This is a genomic window from Actinoplanes subglobosus (genome assembly GCF_042650585.1).
Taxonomy (GTDB): domain Bacteria; phylum Actinomycetota; class Actinomycetes; order Mycobacteriales; family Micromonosporaceae; genus Actinoplanes; species Actinoplanes subglobosus.
This window is the reverse complement of record NZ_JBHSBL010000010.1, coordinates 93,605-113,145: the sequence shown is the minus strand read 5'-3', so window position 1 is coordinate 113,145 and position 19,541 is coordinate 93,605. Positions and strand designations below refer to the sequence as shown.

Here is a 19,541-nt window from a genome sequence, read left to right as displayed (position 1 = left end):
ATCAGAGAGCGCTTTGCAGGGCGAGCACCCCCCGGTTGACGGCGGCGATGGCCTTGCGCGCGGTCTCTTTCACGCTGGGTGAGGCCGCTGACGCCTCTTTGACCTGACCGAGGAGGTCGAGGACCTGCCGCGCCCAGCGGACGAAGTCCCCGGCCGGCATGTCGGCGTCGTGGTGGCCGCTGGCCAGGACCCGGGCGAGCGGTTCGCCGCGGGCCCAGCGGAACATCGGCCACACGAACCCGGGATCGGGCTCCCGGGTGAGGGACAGGCCGTGCTCGCTCTCGTCGGCGGCGATCTCGCCCCACAGCTTGGCGCAGGCGTCGACGGCGGCACTGATCGGGCCTTTCGGCACGGACGCCCGGTCGTCGCCCTCGCGGCGGGACTCGTAGAGCACCATCGACACGGCTGCGGCCAGCTCGTCCGGTGCCAGACCGTCCCACACGCCCTGGCGCAGGCACTCGGCGACCAGAAGGTCGGCCTCGGACCAGATGCGGCCGAGCATCCGGCCGGCCTCGGTCACCTCGCCGTCGCCGGAGAGGTAGCCGCGGGTGGCCAGCACCGCGCACACCTGGTCGAAGGTGCGGGCCAGCGAACCGGTCCGCCCGGCCACCTTGTCGCGCAGCGCGTCGGTGTCACGCAGCAGCCGGTGCCGGCGCTCGGCCCAGCGGGCGTGGTCCTCCCGCTCCGGGCACGCATGGCACGGGTGCTGGCGCAGCCGCACCTTGAGCAGGGCGATCTCGGCGTCCTCGCCGGGGTTGGCCCGGCTGCGGCCGTTGCGCCGGCGGTCCGGGTGGCGGTCCAGGCCGGTCGCGCTGACCTGGGCGGCGAGATCACGGCGGGCCGCCGGCGAGCGGTGGTTGAAGTTGCGCGGCACCCGCACCCGGGCCAGCACCTCCACCTCGCCGCCGAAGTCGCCGGGGCTGACCCGGCCGGCCCATCTGTCCTGGGTGAGCACCAGCGGCCGCGGCTCGCCGAACCCGGCGGCGGCCGGCTCCAGCACCACGGCCAGACCGGCACGACGGCCCTGCGGCACCCGGATCACGTCGCCGAGCCGCAGTTTCTCCAGTGCGGAGACGGCGGCCGAGCGACGCTGCTGAACCCCCTGGCGGGACAGCGCCTTCTCCCGGTCGGCGATGGCCACGCGGAGCCCGAAATACTCGTCGAAGTCGCCGTGGTGGCAGGCGGCGTCCGCCCCGTACGACTGCATGGTCTCGACGTTGCGCTGCACCTGTCGGGCCAGGCCGACCACCGAGCGGTCCGCCTGGAACTGGGCGAACGACGACTCCAGCAGCTCCCGGGATTTCTCCGCGCCGACCGTGCCGACCAGGTTGACCGCCATGTTGTACGACGGCCGGAACGACGACCGCAGCGGATAGGTCCGCGTGGAGGCGAGCCCGGCCACGTGCCGCGGGTCGACGTCGGGGCTCCACAGCACCACGGCGTGGCCCTCGACGTCGATGCCACGGCGCCCGGCCCGGCCGGTCAACTGCGTGTACTCCCCGGGGGTGAGGTCGACGTGCGCCTCGCCGTTGAACTTGACGAGTCGCTCCAGCACCACGCAGCGGGCCGGCATGTTGATGCCCAGCGCCAGTGTCTCGGTGGCGAAGACCGCCTTGACCAGGCCCTTGACGAAGCACTCCTCGACCGCCTCCTTGAAGGCGGGCAGCATGCCGGCGTGGTGGGCGGCGACACCGCGCTCGAGCCCGTCGAGCCACTCCCAGTAGCCCAGCACCGACAGGTCGTCGGACGGCAGGTGCGCCACCTTCGCCGACACGATGCGCCGGATCTCGGCCCGCTCGTCGGGGTCGGTGAGCCGCAGACCGGCGTTGAGGCACTGCTGGACGGCGGCGTCGCAGCCGGCCCGGCTGAAGATGAACAGGATCGCCGGGAGCAGCCCGGCCCGCTCCAACCGGTCGACGACCTCGGCGCGGGGTGGTGGCTGCCAGCGCTTGCCACGGCCACCGCGCCAGCCGGCGGCGGCCCGGTCGGTGAACTCCATCCGCCGGTCCATCTCACGCGTGTAGCGCAGCAGCTCGGGGTGGACGTCGTGTTTCTTCGCAGCGTCGGCGTCGTGGAACAGGTCGAACATCCGCCGGCCGACGAGCATGTGCTGCCAGAGCGGCACCGGCCGGTGCTCGCTGACGACCACCTCGGTCTCGCCGCGGACGGTGACGAGCCAGTCGGCGAACTCCTCGTAGTTGCTGACCGTCGCCGACAGCGAGACCAGCGTGACCGAGGACGGCAGGTGGATGATCACCTCCTCCCAGACCGCGCCACGGAACCGGTCGGCGAGGTAGTGCACCTCGTCCATCACCACGTAGGCCAGGTTGCGCAGCTGGTCGGAGCCCGAGTAGAGCATGTTGCGCAGCACCTCGGTGGTCATCACCACCACCGGCGCGTCGCCGTTGATCACGTTGTCGCCGGTCAGCAGACCGACCTTGTCCGCGCCGTAGCGCGCCACGAGGTCGTGGTATTTCTGATTGGACAGCGCTTTGATCGGGGTGGTGTAGAAGCACTTGCGCTCCCCCGAGCGCAGCGCCAGGTGCACCGCGAACTCGCCGACCACGGTCTTGCCTGCACCGGTCGGCGCACACACCAGCACGCCGTTGCCCCGCTCCAGGACCTCGCACGACGCACGCTGGAAGTCGTCGAGGTCGAAGCCCACGTCGAGCATGAAATCTTCGAGCGCCGGGTACGTGGCGACCTGCGCCGCCCGCCGCTTGGATGCCGAATATTTCTCGGCGGGACTCGTCATGAACACCAGGCTAGTTCGTGGGTATGACAAAACGCAGCACGGTTATGGGGCCGTCAGGGGCGGTGCGGCGGGTCGGTAAGGTGCACGACGTGCCGCATGCCTCGAATCCTCCTGCCCATCCGGTGCGCCCCGTCGAGGCCGTGCTGTTCGACTTCCACGGCACGCTGGCCCAGGTGGAGGACCCGCTGACCTGGGTTCTCGCGGCAGCGGCGGCCTGCGGGGCCACCCTCGACCGGGGCAAGGCGACCATCCTGGCCGACCGGCTGACGACAGCGGGCCGCGCCGGCGGGCCGGTTCCGCACCGGGTTCCGCCGCATCTGGCCGAGCACTGGGCCGATCGTGACCTCTACGCGCACAGCCACCGCGCCGCCTACACCGGACTGGCCGCGACCGTCCCGACCGACGTGGAGGGACTGGCCGACGCGCTCTACGAGCGGCTGCTCGTGCCGGACGGCTGGCTGCCCTACCCGGACACCGAGCCGACGCTGCGCAAGCTGCACGAGGCAGGGGTGCGGGTGGCGGTGGTCAGCAACATCGCGTTCGACGTCCGGCCGCTGTTCGCCGCGTGGGGGCTGGACGGGCTGGTCGACGCGTTCGTGCTCAGTTACGAGGTCGGGCGGATCAAACCGGACCCGGCGATCTTCTGGCGTGCCTGCGGCATGCTCGGCGTCGACGCGGAGCGGGCGCTGATGGTCGGCGACAGCCCGGCCGACGCGGGGGCGGTCAAGGCCGGCTGCACGGCGTACATCGTGCCGGCCGCCGACGCCGGTAAGCCGAACGGCCTGTCCGCGGTCCTGTCGCTCGCGCTGACAAATCAGGCGTAACGGTCCAGGACGGTCCCGCGACGACCCTTCTTCGCCGCGGTCGCGGCGATTGCGGCCGGCGACTCGGCCGGGTTGTTGACGGCGGCGTCGGCCATCGCCTTGAAGGCCTCCTTGGCGCTGCCCAGCATCGTGGAAGCGCTGCCCAGCATCGTCGAGGCGTTGCCGAGGAACGAGTTGCCGCGGGTGCCGATCGAGTTCGTCATGCCCTACAGTTCGGCCCGCCCACGAGAATCTGACGCCCCGGTCACCGGAGCAACCGGACCGCACCCGGCACACATCTCACCTCGATCGGGAGCGGGCCGAGCCGCTCGCCGTCGGCGTACGAGATGATGCCCTCGGCCTCGATGCGCACCTCGCGCGCCCGGGTCACGGTGACCCGCGGATCACGCACGTGGGTGCCGTGGCGCAGCCGCGGCTTGAGCCGCATCATGTCGAGCCGGCCCAGCGGCAGCGCGAAGAGCACGTCGAGCAGTCCGTCGGCCGGGTCGGCGTCCGGCAGCATCCGCATCCCGCCGCCGTAACTCGCGCAGTTACCCACCGCGACGATCTCGGAGGTGAGGACGTGGGCCTCGCCGTCCAGCGTCACCGTGTAGGGCCGGGCCCGCAGCCGGGCCAGCTCCAGCAGGATCGCCAGGTCGTAACGGCGCGGCCCGCGGGGCCGGCGCATCCGGTTGGCCCGCTCGTTGACCAGCGCGTCGAATCCGGCGGCCAGGACCGCACAGAACCAGCGTCGCTCACCGTGGTCGTCCAGGGTCCGGGCGAGATCGAACCGATGGTCACGGCCGTCCCGCAACGCCGCGGCGATCCCCTCCGCGGCCTTCAACGGATCATGCGGTACGCCCACCGCGCTCGCGAAGTCGTTGCCGGTCCCGGCCGGCACCACCCCGAACCCGACGTCGAGCCCGGCGACGGATTGCAGGGCCCGGTGCACCGTGCCGTCCCCACCGACCGCGACGACGGCGGCGGCCCCGTCGGCGACAGCGGTGTGACAGGCCTCGTCGGCCTCGATCCCACTACCCGCGGTGAGGATCCGCACGGGCCGCCCAGCCGTCCCGAGCGCCTCGAGGACCCCCGGAAGCAGACCGCGGTACCGGCCCTTCCCCGCCGAGGGATTGGCCAGCACCGCGATGAAATCGTTCACGATCCCGAATTAGATCAGGTCATGTCGTCGAATCTGCGCTCGATCGACTGCGGTTTCTCCACCGGGGTGGGTGCGTCGATCGGGGTGGGCGACGCGATCGGGTCAGAGGCGCCGACCGGCACCCGTTCCTCGGGCAACTCGGAGATGGCGTCGTCGTCGAGCCCGGCGTAGATCTCCTTGCCGCGGCCCTTGCGCTTGTCGTTGAGGAACGCCACCCCGACGGCGATGAAGTACAGCAACGTCAGGCAGGCGGCCAGCAGGGTCATGCCGAACGGCCCGGGGTCGGGGGTGGCGATCGCGGCGAACGCGAACGACAGGAAGACCACGGTCCGCCACCAGCTGAGCAGCCGCGCCGCGGTGACCACGCCGGTGAAGTTGAGCATCAGCAGGACCAGCGGGAACTCGAACGCCGCCCCGAAGATCATGATCATGCTGGTGACGAAGCCGGTGTACGCCGTGACCTCGAGCTGCGTCGTCTCGCCGAGGACACCGGCGGTCATGATGAATTCGAGGCTGTGCTTCACCACGAAGTAGGCCAGCGTCGCACCGCCCATGAACAGGGGGGCGGCGATGGCGACGAACACATATGCCCATTTGCGCTCGTGCCGGTGCAGGCCGGGCGCGATGAACGCCCAGAGCTGATAGAGCCAGACCGGGGCGCCGACGATCAGACCGACCCAGAGCGCGATCTTCAGCTTCAGGATCAGCTGGTCGGCCACACCCAAGGTCAGCCAGTTGCACTTGCCCTGACCGACCGCCCCCATCGTCCATGACGTGTCGAGGCCACAGTAGGGAGCGGCGAGCAGATCGAAGACCCACTCAGCGAGGATGAAACCGACGACCAGGCCGACCACGATGCCGAGCGACGCGAAGAACAGCCGGTTACGGAGCTCCCGGACGTGCTCGATGAGCGTCATGGAGCCGTCGGAAGCCTGCTGGAACTTGCTCGGTCCCTTTTTCTTACGCAGGCTCAGTGCCATCGGCCCGGGTCAGCGGTCGTTGGTGCGGTGCTGCACCGGGTCGACGTAGGGCTGAGCCGGCGGCGGCTGGTAACCCTGCGGCGCCTGCTGGTAACCGGCCGGCGGCGGGGGCGCCTGCTGGTAGCCCGGCTGCTGGTAGGGCTGCTGGACCTCACCCTGCAACGGCGTGCGGCTGTGCTGGGGCTCCGCCTTCTCCGCGACGTTGTTGTCGTCGTCGACGAGGCCCTTGGTCTCCGCCTTGATGATCCGCAGCGAGCGGCCGAGGGACCGCGCGGCGTCCGGCAACCGCTTCGCGCCGAAGAGCAGGATCAGCACAACAACGAGGACGATGATGTGCCATGGCTTGAGGGCGCCCATGGGATGACTCCAGTCGGTCGGATCAGTTTGCGGGGTCCATCGTACGTGTGGATCCTGACGATTTTGCCGTGCGGATCCCTCAGGTTTCTTATGATCTTGGTAAGCCCAGGACAACAGGGCGGTAACTGCCCGTCACCTGCCGCGGCCCGCCTTGATCTGCTCGACCTTCTCCTGCGCACGCTCGGCCCGCTCCTGGAGGCCCTGCACGGTCGCCTGCAACCGCTCGGCGCTCTCCTGAAGCGTCAGCGCCTCGTCACGACGCTTCTCCAGCTTGCCCGCGGCCCTGCGCAGTGCCGGTAGCCGGCCCAGCACCCGCGACGCGGCGAAGATCAGGACGAGCAGCGCGATCACCACCACGGCGATCCAGACCCACATCAGCACGCGGCCCACCCTATCGGCCCGTGACCGGACCGGCTCCCAGGCCGGTCGGCGCGGCGTACTGATCGAGGGCGGTCGCGGCCTGCGCCCGGATCCGGTCGAGCAGCTCCGGCGGGCCGATCACGGTGACGTCGCGGCCCTGCCCGGTGAGAAAGCGCTGCGCCCAGCCGAGATCGGTGACCCGCATCGTGACCAGCCACTCGGTGCTGTCCTTGACCACCTGCTCGACCGGGTAGTACTCGGTGATCCACCGGCCGCCGCGGCCGACGCGGAGCGTGACCAGCGGCAGCTCGGGGCCGGGCCGGAAGACGCCGCCGGTCACGTCGTGCGGCACCGCCTCGACCGGCGGCGCGGACGGCTCGTCCAGCTCGGTGAACCCGTCGATCCGGTCGATCCGGAACAGCCGGGTCGCCTCGGCCCGCCGGCACCACGCCTCCAGATAGTTGAAGCCGCCGACCATCAGCATCCGCATCGGGTCGATGATCCGGTCGGTGGTCTCGTCGCGGGCCGCGGTGTAGTAGGTGAGCCGCAGCGCGTGCCCGGAGTCGACGGCGGTGCGGACCGCGGCCAGCTTCTTCTGGTTCGCCGGGAGCCGCACCGCGACCGGGGCGTCGGCCAGGTCACCGGCCGCACTCTCGATCTTGGCGAGGGCCCGCTCGATGGCGTCCCTGGTGCCGATGCCGGGTGTCTCGGCGAGCATCCGCAGCGCCACCACCAGGGCCAGCGCCTCGTCCGGGTTGAGGCGCAGCGGCTTGTCCATGCCGGCGTCGTGGCTGATCGTCACGTGGTCGCCGTCGATGGCCATGTCGATCAGGTCGCCGGGGCCGTAACCGGGCAGCCCGCACACCCAGAGCAGCTCCAGGTCCTCCCGCAGCTGCTTGTCGGTGACACCCAGGTCGGCGGCCGCCTCGGAGATCAGGATGCCGGGCCGGGCCAGCAGGTACGGCACCAGGTTGAGCAGGCGCCCGAGCCGGTCGCCGGAGGGGGTCCGCACCGTGCTCATGCGGTCACCGCCGGGACCTCGTGCCGGGTGATGAGCTCCTTCAGGTGCTGGATGACCGCGTCCCGCAGCTCGGGCGGTCCGTCGGCGCGGGCGTCCGGACCGTACCCCGCGATGCGGGAGGCCAGCCAGTCGACGTCGCCGTAGACGATGGTCAGCCGGTCGCCGTCGGCACCGGGGGTGATGTCGGCGGCGAGACGGCGCAGCCCGGCGGCCCGGCCGTGGCGGACCGTCACGGTGGCCCGGCCGTTGCGGGCGATCGGGCCGGACGAGCGGGCGACGTGGCTGATCAGGTCGGCGCCGGCCGGCGGTTCGAAGGCGTCACCGCGGCCGGTGGCGCGCACGTCGCCGACGATGCGGGACAGCCGGAAGCAGCGGGTGGCGTCGCGGTCGCGGTCGTGACCCACCACGTACCACCGGCCGCGCCAGCAGACCACGCCCCACGGCTCGAGGCGGCGGGTGCTGGGCTCGTCGACCTCGGGCACCCGGTACTTGAAGGTGACCGCGCGGCGCTCCCGGGCGGCCGAGGTGAGCGGGCCGAACGCCGGGTCGACGGTGACCACCGGCTCCACCCCGAGCGTGGCCTGCGGGTCGACCTCGACCCCGGCGGCGCGGAGTTTGGCCAGGCCGGACGACGCGGCGGCAGCGAGCCCGGCGTGCTGCCACAATCGGGCGGCGATCCCGACGGCCGCGGCCTCGTCCGGTTCGAGAAGGATGTCGGGCAACGCGTACTCCCGCTGCGCGATCCGGTATCCGGGCTCCTGGTCGAAGATGCTGGCCGTCCCGGTCTCCAGCGGCACGCCCAGGTCACGCAGCTCGGCCTTGTCCCGCTCGAACTTCCGCTGGAACGCCTCGTGATCGCGTGGGTCGGACGGGTCGTGCTCGTAACCGGGCACGGTCGCGGCGATCTGCGCGGCGGTGAGGAACCGTCGCGTGGACAGGAGGCAGATGACCAGGTTTACCAGGCGCTCGGTACGAGTGCGCGACACGGCCGCAACGCTAGCAGGCCCTCCGGGGCGACGGTTATCCGTCACTGTGCCGGGGGAAGACCACCCTCGTGAGCACCCCTGAGACCCCCGAGTCCGAGAGCGTCGGCACCGTCCTGGTGGCCGGCGCCGCCAATCTGGCCATCGCGGTGGCGAAGCTGGTCGCCGGCCTGATCTCCGGCTCGGCGGCGATGCTGTCCGAGGCGGCGCACTCGCTGGCCGACACCGTCACCGAGGTCTTCCTCTACGTGGCACTGCGGCGGGGCACCAGACCGGCCGACAAGGAACACCCGTTCGGGTACGGCAAGGAAAGCTGGATCTGGGCGTTCATCGCCGCGATCTTCATGTTCGTCGCCGGGGCCGGGTTCTCCATCTACCACGGCGTCATGACCATCATCGAGGGTGAGCACACCGGGAACTACGTGGCGTCGTACATCGTGCTGGCGGTGGCGTTCGTGGCCGAGAGCGTGTCGTTCGCCAAGGCGCTGAAGCAGGTGCGCGGGGCGGCCCGGCGGTGGGACACCACGCTCGGCGGCTATCTGCGGCACACCTCGGACACCACGGTGAAGGCGGTCTTCTTCGAGGACCTCGCGGCGCTGACCGGTCTGGTGCTGGCCGCCGCGGGCATCGGCCTGGCCCAGGTCACCGGCTCGGAGACGTGGGACGGCGTGGCGTCCATCCTGATCGGCCTGCTGTTGCTGGTGGTGGCCGTGGTGCTGGGGCACAGCAACGCGTCGCTGCTGGTCGGGCAGGCGGTGCCGCAGCGGATGCACGATCGGATCGCGGCGGACCTGGCCGGGATCGACGTGGTGACATCGGTCCCGACGCTGCTCACCATGCGGCTCGGGCCGGGCGGCATCCTGGTCGCCGCGAAGGTCGACTTCGTCGACGACGTGCCGGCCGGCGCGATCGAGACCGCGTGTGACGAGGCGGAACGGCGGCTGCGCGAGACGTTCCCGGAGATCCGCTACGTGTTCCTGGACCCGACCAGGGAGGGAGCGGGCCGGAGCGGATAGGGTCGCGGCCATGGTGCGATGGCGGTCCGGGACGGTCCAGGCGGTGCGGCGGAGCTGGCACGGCGCCGTCGAGCTGGACGTGGTCACCGCCGACGGGCCGGTGCGCGCGCTGGCGTACCCCGATCTGGTCGGTCTCCCCGAGCCCGGCGACCGGGTGCTTCTCAACGTCGGCGCGCTGGTGATGGGCCTGGGCACCGGCGGTTACGCGCTGGTGGTGGCGATCCCGGACCGGCTGCCCGCCGACCCGGCCGACGACGGTGCCACCCGCGACGCCGGGCATCTGGTGAAGGCGCGGTACACGCCGCTGCAGCCGATCCGGCTCGGTGTCGACGAGGAGGCGTCACCCCATCGGGCGGTTATGGCCGCCGCCGAGTCGATCGACGGCATGCCGGTGGTGACGGCCGACCTGCATTCGGCTCTGCCGGCGATCCTGGCCGGGATCCACGCCGACCGGCCGGGCGCCCGGGTGGCCCATCTGATGACCGACGGCGGCGCGCTGCCGGCCTGGTTCTCCCGCACGCTCGACGGGCTGCGTGACCACCTGGCCGGGACGATCACCACCGGGCAGGCGTTCGGCGGCGATCTGGAGGCGAGCACCGTGCACACCGGGCTGCTGGCGTCCCGGCACGTGCTGCACGCCGACGTGACCATCGTGGCGCAGGGGCCGGGCAATCTGGGGACCGGCACGACCTGGGGTTTCTCCGGGGTGGCGCTGGGTGAGGCGGTCAACGCGATCGCGGTGCTGGGCGGACGGCCGGTGGGCTCGCTGCGGATCTCCGACGGCGACGGCCGTGACCGGCACCGCGGGGTGTCACATCACAGCCTCACGGCGTACGGGAGAGTCGCTCTCGTCCCCGCCGACCTGCCGGTGCCGGACCGCCTGCCGCAACCGCTCGGTGCCGAGGTCGACGCCGCGCTCGCGCCGCTGACCGCGAGACACCGCATCGTCCGCGTGCCCGTCGGCGGGCTGGACGAGGCGCTGCGCCGGTGCCCGGTGCCGCTGTCGACGATGGGCCGCAAGCTGGACCAGGACCACGCCTACTTCCTGGCGGCGGCGGCCGGTGGGCGTCACGCCGCGGCGCTGCTGGGCTGACCGGAGGCGGCGACCTCGACCCGGTTGCGCCCGGCCGCCTTGGCCGCGTAAAGCGCCGCGTCGGCCCGTTTGAGCAGCTCGTCGGAGGTTTCGACACCGTCCCAGACGGCCAGCCCGGCGGAGAAGGTCTGCCCGAGCGGGGTGGCCTCCAACGCCCGGTCCATGGCCCGGAGTCCGTCGCCGACGTCGGCGGCGGGCAGCAGCACGACGAACTCCTCGCCGCCGAACCGGGCGATCACGTCGACGTCGCGCAACGCCGAGTGCCACGCCGCGCTGGCCGCCTTGAGCAGCTGGTCGCCGGCCGGGTGGCCGTGGGTGTCGTTGTACTGCTTGAACCGGTCGAGGTCGAGGATGGCGACGGCGACCGGCTCGCTGTTGCGGCGGGCGCGTTCCAGGGCGCGCGGCAGTTCGTCGTTCCAGGCGCGCCGGTTGGGCAGGCCGGTGAGTTCGTCGGAGCGGGCCAGTTCGCGGACCCGGTCGGACTGGCGTTCGACGTGCCGGATGAGCAGCGCCATCCGGGCGACGACCAGCAGGAACAGGACCGCGGAGCAGGCCGCGATGCTCCAGCCGTCCTCCACCTGACCGGTGGCGGTCTGCGCGGCCAGCACGGCCGGGGCGATCAGCGAGGCGCCGGCGAGCAGCGCGAGCAGGCCCTTGCCGAGCCCGGCCGGGCGCGCGTCGGCGGGTGCCGCCACCTCGCGGGCGCCGCGGTGCAGGCAGGCGACGCCGAACAGCACGAACGCCACGAGGAACACCGATTCGAGTGCGGTGCTGAACCACCGCAGGCCGATCAGCGCCTCGCCGGTCTCGCCCATGTTGTCGAGCACCACCCAGGCGCTGTCGCCGATCAGGAAAGCCGTCAGGGAGCCGGTGATCCACCAGAACGGGGCGCCCCGGCTGCCGCCGCTGCGCAGCAGGCGGGTGGTCATGGCGATCAGCAGGAGGTCACCGATCGGGTACGCCACCTGCGTCGCGTGCGCCATCCGGTCCATCGGGTCGCCGAGGTTCACCGGCGAGATCACGTACACCCAGGCGAGCAGGCCGAACCCGGTGGTGATGGTGGCCGCGTCGACGAGCGCCGCCCAGTCGGAGCGCCGGTCGCGGCGCCGGATCAGGACGGCCAGGCCGCCCGCGCACGCCGGGTAGAGGCCGAGGAAGAACGGGTCGGCCGGGGTGGGCAGGTCGATCAGCCCGTACCAGGCCTCGGCGACGTGGGCGACGGCGATGCCGGTGGAGTTGCTGAACACGCCGGCCGCGAACAGCCACCACGGCAGCCGTTCCGGCCGGGGCAGCCGGTGGGCGCCGGCGAGCAGGGCGGCGACACCGGCCCAGCCGACGCCGACCTGCCAGGCGGTCCGCCACCACAGGTGGTCCGGGAGGAACTGGTACGCGGTGATGGCGAGAGCCGCCACCACCGCGAAGACCGTCGCGGGCCGTCCGGCCCGCACCCGCTGTTCCGACACACTCCCAGGAGACGGCACGACGGGGACGTCCCGGGTGACAGGCCGGGTGCGGCCGGGTTGTTCAGTCCCGGCGGCGGATCAGGGTGACGCCGTCCCGGACCGGGAGCATGACCGATTCGACCCGCTCGTCGGTGACGATCCGGTCGTTGAGGCCGGCCACCGCCCGGTCCGCGTCGTCGCTCGGGTCGAGGACCCGGCCACCGCGCAGCACGTTGTCGAAGACCATCAGGCCGCCCGGCCGCAGGCGGGGCACCAGCGCGTCGTAGTAGTCCGGATAGCCGGTCTTGTCGGCGTCGACGAACGCGAAGTCGATCACCGGGTCGGCCGGGAGGGCCCGCAGCGTGGCGAGCGCCGGCGCGATCCGCAGCTCGATCCGGTCGGTCAGCCCGGCCCGCTGCCAGTAGTCACGCGCCACCGACGTCCACTCCTCGGAGACGTCGCAGGCCAGCAGGCGCCCGCCCGGCCGCAGACCGCGGGCGATGCAGATCGACGAGTAGCCGGTGAAGGTGCCCACCTCGACCGCGTTGGTGGCGCCGGTGAGCCGGACGAGCATGGTCAGCAGGGCGCCCTCGTCGTGCGAGACCTGCATGCCGGCGGCGCCCGGCGGGAATTTCGCCCAGGTCTCGGCGGCCAGGTCGCGCAGCACCTCATCGGCGGGCGTGCAATGGGTGAGCAGGTAGTCGCCGACGGCGGGATCGATGATGTCAGCCATACCGGACAGCTTTCCGCAAACCCGGCGCCCGCGTCGGCCCGCGGTGTGCGACGGGCGTCACGGCAGGCGTTTCCGATAAACCCGGCGATGGTACGGCCACACATGCCACCGGCTGTCGAGGAGGCGTCCTCAGGCTCGGAGGATCAGATAGGCCCAGCCGGCCACGAAGAGGACGAGGACCACGGCGAGCACCCAGGTGGGAATCCGGTGGCCGCCCTCGCGATTCTGCTGGATCTCGGCCCGGATCTTCTCCCGCCGGCGGTCCAGCCGGTTCAGGCGGACCTCGGCCTCGGTGCGTTCGGTGGGTTCGGGCAGGTCAGGTGTCGTCATAGCGGGGCCAGCGTAGCCTGCTCAGTAATTGGCGTACACCCGCCACAGGTTCTCCTGGTCGGTGAGCTGCCGGCTGTAGGCGGCGAGTTCGTCGACGGTCCCGGTGAGGTAGGGGTTCGGTGGTTCGGACGGCCAGCCGCCCGGCGGGAGCAGCGGCTGCCCGCCCCACCGCCAGTAACCGGTCGTGGACGCCGAGGTGGTGACCGCGGTGTCGACCACCCGGACCCCGTCGACGTAGAGCTTGAGCCCGCCGGCGCCGACGCTGCCCATCACGTGGTGCCAGGCGCCGTCGCTGACCGTCGCGGCGCTGACCACGGTGACCGGGACGCCGCCGCTGATCACCCCGAACCGGGCCTTGCCCGCGGTGTCGACGTAGAGCAGCCGGTCGGCCGAGGCGCCGGCCAGCCCGCTGCTCGTGTCGGCGAACCCGGCGAGTACGCCACGGTCGCCGGCCGCCACCCGGACCAGGCACTCCACGGTGAACGCGGACGGCGCCGCGGTGGCCGAGTACCTACCGTTCCAGCCGTTGGCGACGCCGCCGAACGCGATCGCCGTCGAGCCGGCGTGACCGGTCTTGGTGGTGCCGTCCAGGCCGCCGAACTCCTCCACGGCCGCGCCGCCCAGCAACGGCGTGAGGGTGGCGGTGACCAGGGCGTACCCGTTGAAGATCCGGAGGTCGTCGATCTGGCCCTGCCAGCCGGCCACGGTGGCGCCGCCGGTGAGACGCCGGCCGATCTGCACCGCCCCGGACGACGCCCATCCGGTGGTGTGCGCGGTCGCGGTGCCGGAGGAGCGGCCGTTGACGTAGAGCCGGATCTCACTGCCGGACTCGTAGACGCCGGCCACATGCGTCCACTGGTTGAGCACCACGGAGTTCGCGGCGCTGTACGTGACCGACGGGGTGGCCGCCGCCGAGTCGCTGGGCCAGAACCGCATCGCCCACCGGTTCTGGGCCTGGTCGTAGCCGATGGTGAAAGCCGTGGTGTTGGTGCCGTTCTGGGAGATGATCGTCCGGTCGGTGCTGTTGCTGGTCAGTTTCACCCAGGCCCCGGCGGAGAAGCTGCCGTTCGTGGCGACCTGCCCGGCGGGGCCCTGGAGATATCCGTTCGCGCCGGCTGCCGGGATGCTCAGGCTGTTGCCGGTCCGGCCGGTGGCCAGGGCGGCGGCCGAACCGAGGGTGACACCGGTCGTGGAGCGGGCGGTGACGGTGCCGCCGCCGGTGCTGGACGCGCTGCCCGTCCAGCCGGGCGTGCCGGACGCCTCGTCGAAGGCCCAGCGGCTGGTGGCGCGTACCGGAAGCATGGCGACCTCGGCCGCCGACAGCGCCCGCCGCCAGGTCCGCGCCTCCCCGATGATCATGCCGGTGCCGGTGTCGCGGCCTCCGTAGGAGGACCAGGCGCCGGCGATCCGGTAGCGCCCGAAGCCGATGTTGCGGCCGGTCGCGGCGTTGACCGGGATGGTGTGCGTGGCCGTCGCCGCCGCGGTGCCGTTGACGTAGAGCGTCATCGTCCCGGTGCCGGCGTTGAACACCCCGGTCACCAGTGCCCACGTGTTGCTCACCGCGGTCGGTCCGTAGACGGTGTCCCAGCCGGTGACACCGGTCAGGGTGCTCGGGTCCTTGGCCATCGTGAAGGTCCAGCACGGCGGCGCCGCGCAGTTGGTGCTGTGGTCGGCGACCAGGGCGACGTCGCTGCGCGGGTAGGAACTGTTCGTCAGGTGGGCGACGGCCGCTCTCGTCCCGCTCGCCGTCGGCGCGGTGTCGCCCAGGTTGGCCCACACCGAGACGGTGAAACCGCGGTCGGCGCGGAACGGTGACAGCACCGACGACAGTGCAGCCTGGGCGAACGTCGGGTTGGACGAGGCGCCCAGCATGTACGCCCCGCCGGTCGGCCCCGGGCTCGCGGTGATCGTCATGCCGCTGCCGGTGTGCTGGCCGGTGTTGGTGGCCCCCGATGCGTCGGCGAACGTGGTGGCCCCGCTGCCGTCGTCCATCCGCCACCACATCGACGACCCGTTGGTCGGGGTGGCATACGTGCCGTTCTGCCCGCTGCCCGACGAGTCGGCGGCCGTCGACGTGACCGAGCTGGACTGCAGGTCCTCGCCGCGGTGGTAGAAGACCGGTCCGCCGTCGGTGACGATCTGCGGCACGCCGGGGAAGTTCGCCGACGCCGCCACGGTCGCGGGCACCGACACGGCCGCCGTCCACGCTCCCCCGGCCGGGATCCACAGCCACGGCCCGGCCGCCAGCAGTATTCCGGCCAGCACCACGAGCAGGGCCCGGCGCACGGTCAGCTCCGGGCTTCCCAGACGGCGGTGAACGTGCTGCTCAAACCGGCCGCGGTGTCGTCGCTGGGCAGCAGTAGCTCGAACCGCCAGGCCCGGGAGGCGTTCTGGGTCGCCGACCACGCACCGTCCCCGCTGGTCCAGTCGGTGTGCGCGGCCAGGTAGGTGTCCAGTGTCGACGTGCCGGACGCGTTGTACAACGCGGTGCCGGAGCTGAAGTCGCCGCAGTCGGTCTGCGTGCCGGTGCCGTAGTGGACACGGGCGATCAGTTTGGCGGCGAGACCACCGGTGACGGTCGTGAAGTACATCCGGACCGCAGCCGGCACCGACCCGGTGTACTCGGTGATCACGCACGTGACCGGGTTGCTGCCGGGGATCGCTCCGGTGACCGCGAAGACCTGGTTGCCGGGCGCGGACGCGGTGATCGCGACGGTCCCGGCGGTCAGGCTGTTGAGCTCCGAGGACGTGGTCATCACGTACGCGGCGTCGACCATCGGCAGCTGCATCCCAGCCACCGCCGCGAGCACCAGGGCGTGAGGCCACTTTCCTCTCGCCATACCGTTCCGTTCGTCCACTACGGCAGCGGCGTGAGCGACCCGGGCGGACCTGGCCCGCCCGGGTCACATCGGTCAGTTGACCTGGGCCTCCCAGGTGAACGTGGCCGTCGCGTTCTGACCGGACGAGGCGTTGCCGGTGCCCGCCGGGAGCAACCAGGAGACCCGGTACCAGGCGGTGTCGTTGCCGGTCACCGTCCACTCGGTGCCGGAGGCGGCGTTGTAGGTGGCGGGGAAGCCACTGAGGGCGCCACCGGCGAGGGTGCCGGCGGTGTTGTAGACGTTGGCGGCATGGACGTAGTTGGTGCAGGACGAGTCGTCGGCCGTGCCCCGGTCCACCCGGGCCACCAGCGCGCCCTGCAGGGTGGCGTTGCCGCCGAGGGTCGCGTACATCCGGATCCGTGCCGCGCTGCCGGTGTAGTCGACCCGCACACAACGCTGCTCGCCGGTGTAGACGTTGTCCGGCGCGAAACCGTTGAGCGGGATCGTGGTGTCGGTGCTGTCCGGCCGGATGTTGGTGACGGTCCAGTTCACGCCACCGGTCATCGTGTTGGTGATGTTGGTGACCGACCCGGACGTCCACGAGTTGGCCGCACTGTTCGTCGTGGCCGAGTAGGCGGCCTGCGACGACTGCCAGACCAGCAACGATCCGAGGAGGATGCTCAGCGGCACCGCCAGGCCAGTCACGCGGCGACGGCGACGGCGCCCGTCGGCTGTCTCGGTCATGTCTTGTCTCCTTGTGGGTACCGATGAATCCGGAGACCAGGATCGGTAACAGTAAAGAGACTGTTAGCAATCGTCATAGGTGACACAGGAGTGGCCCCGATGGACCAGGTGAGATGGTCGGAGGAACGGGCCTGGGCACGGCTCGTCGTCATCCTCGCGGCCCGGATCACCATCGGCACCGCCGTCGTGGGCGTGCTCTGGTCGATCATCCCGGTCGCTTTCGGATGGACCAGTGTGGTCGTGACATCCGGCTCGATGGGGCCACGCATCCGGGCCGGGGACGTGGCGATCGCCAGCCCCGCCACCGGTGCCGAGATGATGCCCGGGCAGCCGGTGCTGGCCGACAACCCGGTGCGCCCCGGCACGATGCTGCTGCACCGGGTCATCCGCCGCAACCCGGACGGCACGCTGGTCACCAAGGGGGACGCCAACCCGACGGAGGACTCCACGCCGGTGGCGCCGGGTGCCGTCGAGGGACGGCCGCGGCTGCTGGTGCGCTGGATCGGACTACCCGTTTACTGGCAGGGTGTGGGCGAGCACCGCAAGGTCGCGCTGACGCTCGTCGCGGGCCTGGTGCTCACGATCATCGCGACCCGGCGCACCGACGACGAACTGGACGAGGGTCCGCCCCCGGCGCCGCACGGGCACCGGAGGCGGACCCTCGCTCACATGCTGGCGATCAGGCGCTCCACCCGCTCGTCGTAGGCACGGAACGGGTCCTTGCACAGGACCGTGCGCTGCGCCTGGTCGTTGAGCTTCAGATGCACCCAGTCGACGGTGAAGTCACGCCGCTTCTCCTGGGCGTGCTTGATGAACTCGCCCCGCAGCCGGGCCCGGGTGGTCTGCGGCGGGGTCTCCTTGGCCTCGAAGATCTGCAGGTCGTTGGCGATCCGGTCGACCGTCTTGCGCTTCTCCATCAGGGCGTAGAGGCCGCGGCCCCGGCGCACGTCGTGGTAGGCGAGGTCGAGCTGGGCGATCCGCGGGTGCGACATCGGGATCTCGTGCTTGGCCTGGTAGCGCTCGATCAACTTGTACTTCGACACCCAGTCGATCTCGCGGGCCACCGGGTCGAGATTCTCCGACTCGATCGCGTTGAGGACCCGGCCCCACAGCTCGACGACCCGCTTCGCGACCGGATCGCCGCCGCGGCGCTCGACGAACTCGGTGGCCTTCGCCAGGTACTCCTGCTGGATCTCCAGCGCGGAGACCTCCTTGTTGTTCGCCAGGCGGATCTTGCGGCGCCCGGTGACGTCATGGCTGACCTCGCGGATCGCCCGGATCGGGTTCTCCAATGTCAGGTCGCGCATCACCACGCCGGCCTCGATCATGCGCAGCACGATGTCGGCGCTGCCCACCTTGAGCAGGGTGGTGACCTCGTTCATGTTCGAGTCGCCGACGATCACGTGCAGGCGCCGGTAACGCTCGGCGTCGGCATGCGGCTCGTCACGGGTGTTGATGATCGGCCGGGACCGGGTCGTCGCGCTGGAGACGCCCTCCCAGATGTGCTCGGCGCGCTGCGACAGGCAGAACACCGCGCCGCGGGGCGTCTGGAGCACCTTGCCGGCGCCGCAGATCAACTGGCGGGTGACCAGGAACGGGATGAGCACGTCGGCGAGCCGGCCGAACTCCCCGTGGCGGCTCACCAGGTAGTTCTCGTGGCAGCCGTACGAGTTGCCGGCGGAGTCGGTGTTGTTCTTGAAGAGGTAGATCTCGCCCGCGATGCCCTCGTCGTGCAGACGCTTCTCCGCGTCGACGAGAAGGCCCTCCAGGATCCGCTCCCCGGCCCGGTCGTGAGCGACCAGATCGGTGACGGAGTCGCACTCGGGCGTCGCGTACTCAGGGTGGGAACCGACATCGAGGTAGAGGCGGGCACCGTTGCGGAGGAACACGTTGCTGCTGCGTCCCCAGGAGACCACTCGGCGGAACAGGTAGCGGGCCACCTCGTCCGGCGACAGCCGCCGCTGCCCCCGATAGGTGCACGTGACTCCGTACTCGGTCTCGAGGCCGAAAATTCGCCGTTCCATGTCAGAACACTACCGGCAGAAACCGGTTCAGCGGCACCCACAACCGGCCCTTTCCATGATTGCGGGGCGTGGTCGTCATGACCACGCCCCGCAACCGTCACGGAAATCGCCCTACTCGGTGTCCTCCGAGGCGGCCGACTCGGTCGGCTTGCCCTCGGCCGGGGCGGGCGGGGCCGCGTCGACCTCACCCAGATCCGCCTCCGACACCGCCTCGTGACCCAGGAGCGTGGTCAGAGCGGCACCGGAGATCCGCCGGAACGCACGGCCCGTCCGCCGGCGGTCCAGCACGGCCACCTCGAGCTGCTTGTCGGTCAGCTGACGGGCCTGGCCGTTCTCGCCGCCGACGCTGCCCAGCGCCTCCGACGCCAGGGCCAGCGCCACGGTCAGCTCGGCCGTCGCGTCGTGCCGGTCGCGCAGCACGTTGCCGATCGCCTCGGCCTGGCCGCCCATCGCCATGAAGCCCGGTTCGTCCATGACCGAGCCGTCGTAGGTGATCCGGTACAGCTCGTCCGATTCCGGGGAGGCACCGACCTGCGCGACGCAGATCTCCACCTCGTACGGCTTCTGCGTCTCCGAGAAGATCGCACCGAGCGTCTGCGTGTAGGTGTTGGCCAGTGCCCGGCCGGTCACGTCACGCCGGTCGTAGCTCAGGCCGACCATGTCGGCCATCCGCACACCGCCGCGCCGCAACGCCTCGAACTCGTTGTAGCGGCCCACCGCGGCGAACGCGATCTTGTCGTAGATCTCGCTGATCTTGCGGAGGGTGGTGATGTTCTCGGCGACGAGCAGGATGCCGCCCTCGTAGGTGAGCACCACGGCCGACCGGCCGCGGGCGATGCCCTTGCGGGCATACTCCGAACGGTCCCGCTGAACCTGCTCGGGTGATGCGTAGAACTGCATGGCCACGGGTGGCTACCTC

At 71.3% G+C, this 19,541-nt stretch carries 20 protein-coding genes; 4 read left to right on the top strand and 16 right to left on the bottom strand.

Translation table 11 applies throughout. The annotated features are described in order from the left end of the window. Position 1 precedes the first annotated feature (1 nt). Complete coding sequence (locus ACFO0C_RS10895; protein WP_378066459.1) at positions 2 to 2,755, bottom strand: DEAD/DEAH box helicase; 2,754 nt, start codon at positions 2,753 to 2,755, stop codon at positions 2 to 4. Between the two features lie 44 nt (positions 2,756 to 2,799). On the opposite strand from ACFO0C_RS10895, the gene ACFO0C_RS10890 reads away from it, so the two are divergent. Continuing rightward, the gene (locus ACFO0C_RS10890; protein WP_378066458.1) at positions 2,800 to 3,579 is read left to right on the top strand and encodes an HAD family hydrolase; all 780 of its coding nucleotides are present in this window, start codon (positions 2,800 to 2,802) and stop codon (positions 3,577 to 3,579) included. Here the strand turns inward: ACFO0C_RS10890 and ACFO0C_RS10885 are convergent. The 7 genes from ACFO0C_RS10885 to ACFO0C_RS10855 all read right to left on the bottom strand — a co-directional run bounded on the left by ACFO0C_RS10885 (position 3,570) and on the right by ACFO0C_RS10855 (position 8,424). Continuing rightward, entirely contained in the window at positions 3,570 to 3,782 is a 213-nt protein-coding gene (locus tag ACFO0C_RS10885; RefSeq protein ID WP_378066457.1) for a hypothetical protein, read from the bottom strand. The two genes, ACFO0C_RS10890 and ACFO0C_RS10885, sit on opposite strands and share 10 nt — an antisense overlap. A gap of 41 nt (positions 3,783 to 3,823) precedes the next feature. Then, positions 3,824 to 4,723 carry a diacylglycerol kinase family protein gene (locus ACFO0C_RS10880; protein ID WP_378066488.1) on the bottom strand — a complete coding sequence of 300 codons (900 nt, stop codon included), beginning with the start codon at positions 4,721 to 4,723 and terminating at the stop codon, positions 3,824 to 3,826. Positions 4,724 to 4,734: 11 nt separating this feature from the next. Further along, on the bottom strand, positions 4,735 to 5,700 hold the full coding sequence (tatC, locus tag ACFO0C_RS10875) for a twin-arginine translocase subunit TatC (RefSeq protein ID WP_378066456.1): 966 nt from the start codon (positions 5,698 to 5,700) through the stop codon (positions 4,735 to 4,737). 9 nt (positions 5,701 to 5,709) lie between these two features. Beyond that, complete coding sequence (gene tatA, locus ACFO0C_RS10870; RefSeq protein ID WP_378066455.1) at positions 5,710 to 6,057, bottom strand: Sec-independent protein translocase subunit TatA; 348 nt, start codon at positions 6,055 to 6,057, stop codon at positions 5,710 to 5,712. A 132-nt stretch (positions 6,058 to 6,189) separates the two neighbouring features. Next, positions 6,190 to 6,432, bottom strand: a complete 243-nt coding sequence (locus ACFO0C_RS10865; protein ID WP_378066487.1) for a hypothetical protein — start codon at positions 6,430 to 6,432, stop codon at positions 6,190 to 6,192. A gap of 16 nt (positions 6,433 to 6,448) precedes the next feature. After that, complete coding sequence (locus ACFO0C_RS10860; protein ID WP_378066454.1) at positions 6,449 to 7,438, bottom strand: helix-turn-helix transcriptional regulator; 990 nt, start codon at positions 7,436 to 7,438, stop codon at positions 6,449 to 6,451. Next, positions 7,435 to 8,424: a helix-turn-helix transcriptional regulator gene (locus tag ACFO0C_RS10855; protein ID WP_378066453.1), complete on the bottom strand. Its 990-nt coding sequence runs from the start codon at positions 8,422 to 8,424 to the stop codon at positions 7,435 to 7,437. Before ACFO0C_RS10855 ends, ACFO0C_RS10860 begins: the two co-directional genes overlap by 4 nt. A 68-nt stretch (positions 8,425 to 8,492) precedes the next feature. Here ACFO0C_RS10855 and ACFO0C_RS10850 point away from each other — a divergent pair, with 68 nt between their 5' ends. After that, on the top strand, positions 8,493 to 9,437 hold the full coding sequence (locus ACFO0C_RS10850; RefSeq protein WP_378066452.1) for a cation diffusion facilitator family transporter: 945 nt from the start codon (positions 8,493 to 8,495) through the stop codon (positions 9,435 to 9,437). 10 nt (positions 9,438 to 9,447) lie between these two features. Continuing rightward, positions 9,448 to 10,530 carry a DUF3866 family protein gene (locus tag ACFO0C_RS10845; protein WP_378066451.1) on the top strand — a complete coding sequence of 361 codons (1,083 nt, stop codon included), beginning with the start codon at positions 9,448 to 9,450 and terminating at the stop codon, positions 10,528 to 10,530. Here ACFO0C_RS10845 and ACFO0C_RS10840 read toward each other — a convergent pair. The 6 genes from ACFO0C_RS10840 to ACFO0C_RS10815 form a co-directional block, all read right to left on the bottom strand. Continuing rightward, positions 10,506 to 11,993: a GGDEF domain-containing protein gene (locus tag ACFO0C_RS10840; protein ID WP_378066450.1), complete on the bottom strand. Its 1,488-nt coding sequence runs from the start codon at positions 11,991 to 11,993 to the stop codon at positions 10,506 to 10,508. The genes ACFO0C_RS10845 and ACFO0C_RS10840 overlap by 25 nt on opposite strands. 61 nt (positions 11,994 to 12,054) lie before the next feature. Then, positions 12,055 to 12,705, bottom strand: coding sequence for an O-methyltransferase (locus ACFO0C_RS10835; RefSeq protein ID WP_378066449.1), 651 nt, complete (start codon positions 12,703 to 12,705; stop codon positions 12,055 to 12,057). A gap of 129 nt (positions 12,706 to 12,834) precedes the next feature. Beyond that, on the bottom strand, positions 12,835 to 13,035 hold the full coding sequence (locus ACFO0C_RS10830; RefSeq protein WP_378066448.1) for a hypothetical protein: 201 nt from the start codon (positions 13,033 to 13,035) through the stop codon (positions 12,835 to 12,837). 21 nt (positions 13,036 to 13,056) lie between these two features. Next, the gene (locus ACFO0C_RS10825; protein ID WP_378066447.1) at positions 13,057 to 15,321 is read right to left on the bottom strand and encodes a LamG-like jellyroll fold domain-containing protein; all 2,265 of its coding nucleotides are present in this window, start codon (positions 15,319 to 15,321) and stop codon (positions 13,057 to 13,059) included. Positions 15,322 to 15,323: 2 nt separating this feature from the next. Next, positions 15,324 to 15,824: a hypothetical protein gene (locus tag ACFO0C_RS10820; RefSeq protein ID WP_378066446.1), complete on the bottom strand. Its 501-nt coding sequence runs from the start codon at positions 15,822 to 15,824 to the stop codon at positions 15,324 to 15,326. Positions 15,825 to 15,947: 123 nt separating this feature from the next. Beyond that, the gene (locus ACFO0C_RS10815; protein WP_378066445.1) at positions 15,948 to 16,598 is read right to left on the bottom strand and encodes a helicase; all 651 of its coding nucleotides are present in this window, start codon (positions 16,596 to 16,598) and stop codon (positions 15,948 to 15,950) included. A 99-nt stretch (positions 16,599 to 16,697) separates the two neighbouring features. On the opposite strand from ACFO0C_RS10815, the gene ACFO0C_RS10810 reads away from it, so the two are divergent. Next, positions 16,698 to 17,303, top strand: coding sequence for a hypothetical protein (locus ACFO0C_RS10810; protein WP_378066444.1), 606 nt, complete (start codon positions 16,698 to 16,700; stop codon positions 17,301 to 17,303). Here the strand turns inward: ACFO0C_RS10810 and pafA are convergent. Both pafA and prcA read right to left on the bottom strand, forming a co-directional pair. Beyond that, positions 17,264 to 18,622: a Pup--protein ligase gene (gene pafA, locus ACFO0C_RS10805; protein WP_106320375.1), complete on the bottom strand. Its 1,359-nt coding sequence runs from the start codon at positions 18,620 to 18,622 to the stop codon at positions 17,264 to 17,266. The genes ACFO0C_RS10810 and pafA overlap by 40 nt on opposite strands. 111 nt (positions 18,623 to 18,733) lie before the next feature. Further along, positions 18,734 to 19,528 carry a proteasome subunit alpha gene (gene prcA, locus ACFO0C_RS10800; protein WP_378066443.1) on the bottom strand — a complete coding sequence of 265 codons (795 nt, stop codon included), beginning with the start codon at positions 19,526 to 19,528 and terminating at the stop codon, positions 18,734 to 18,736. Between the last annotated feature and the right edge of the window lie 13 nt (positions 19,529 to 19,541).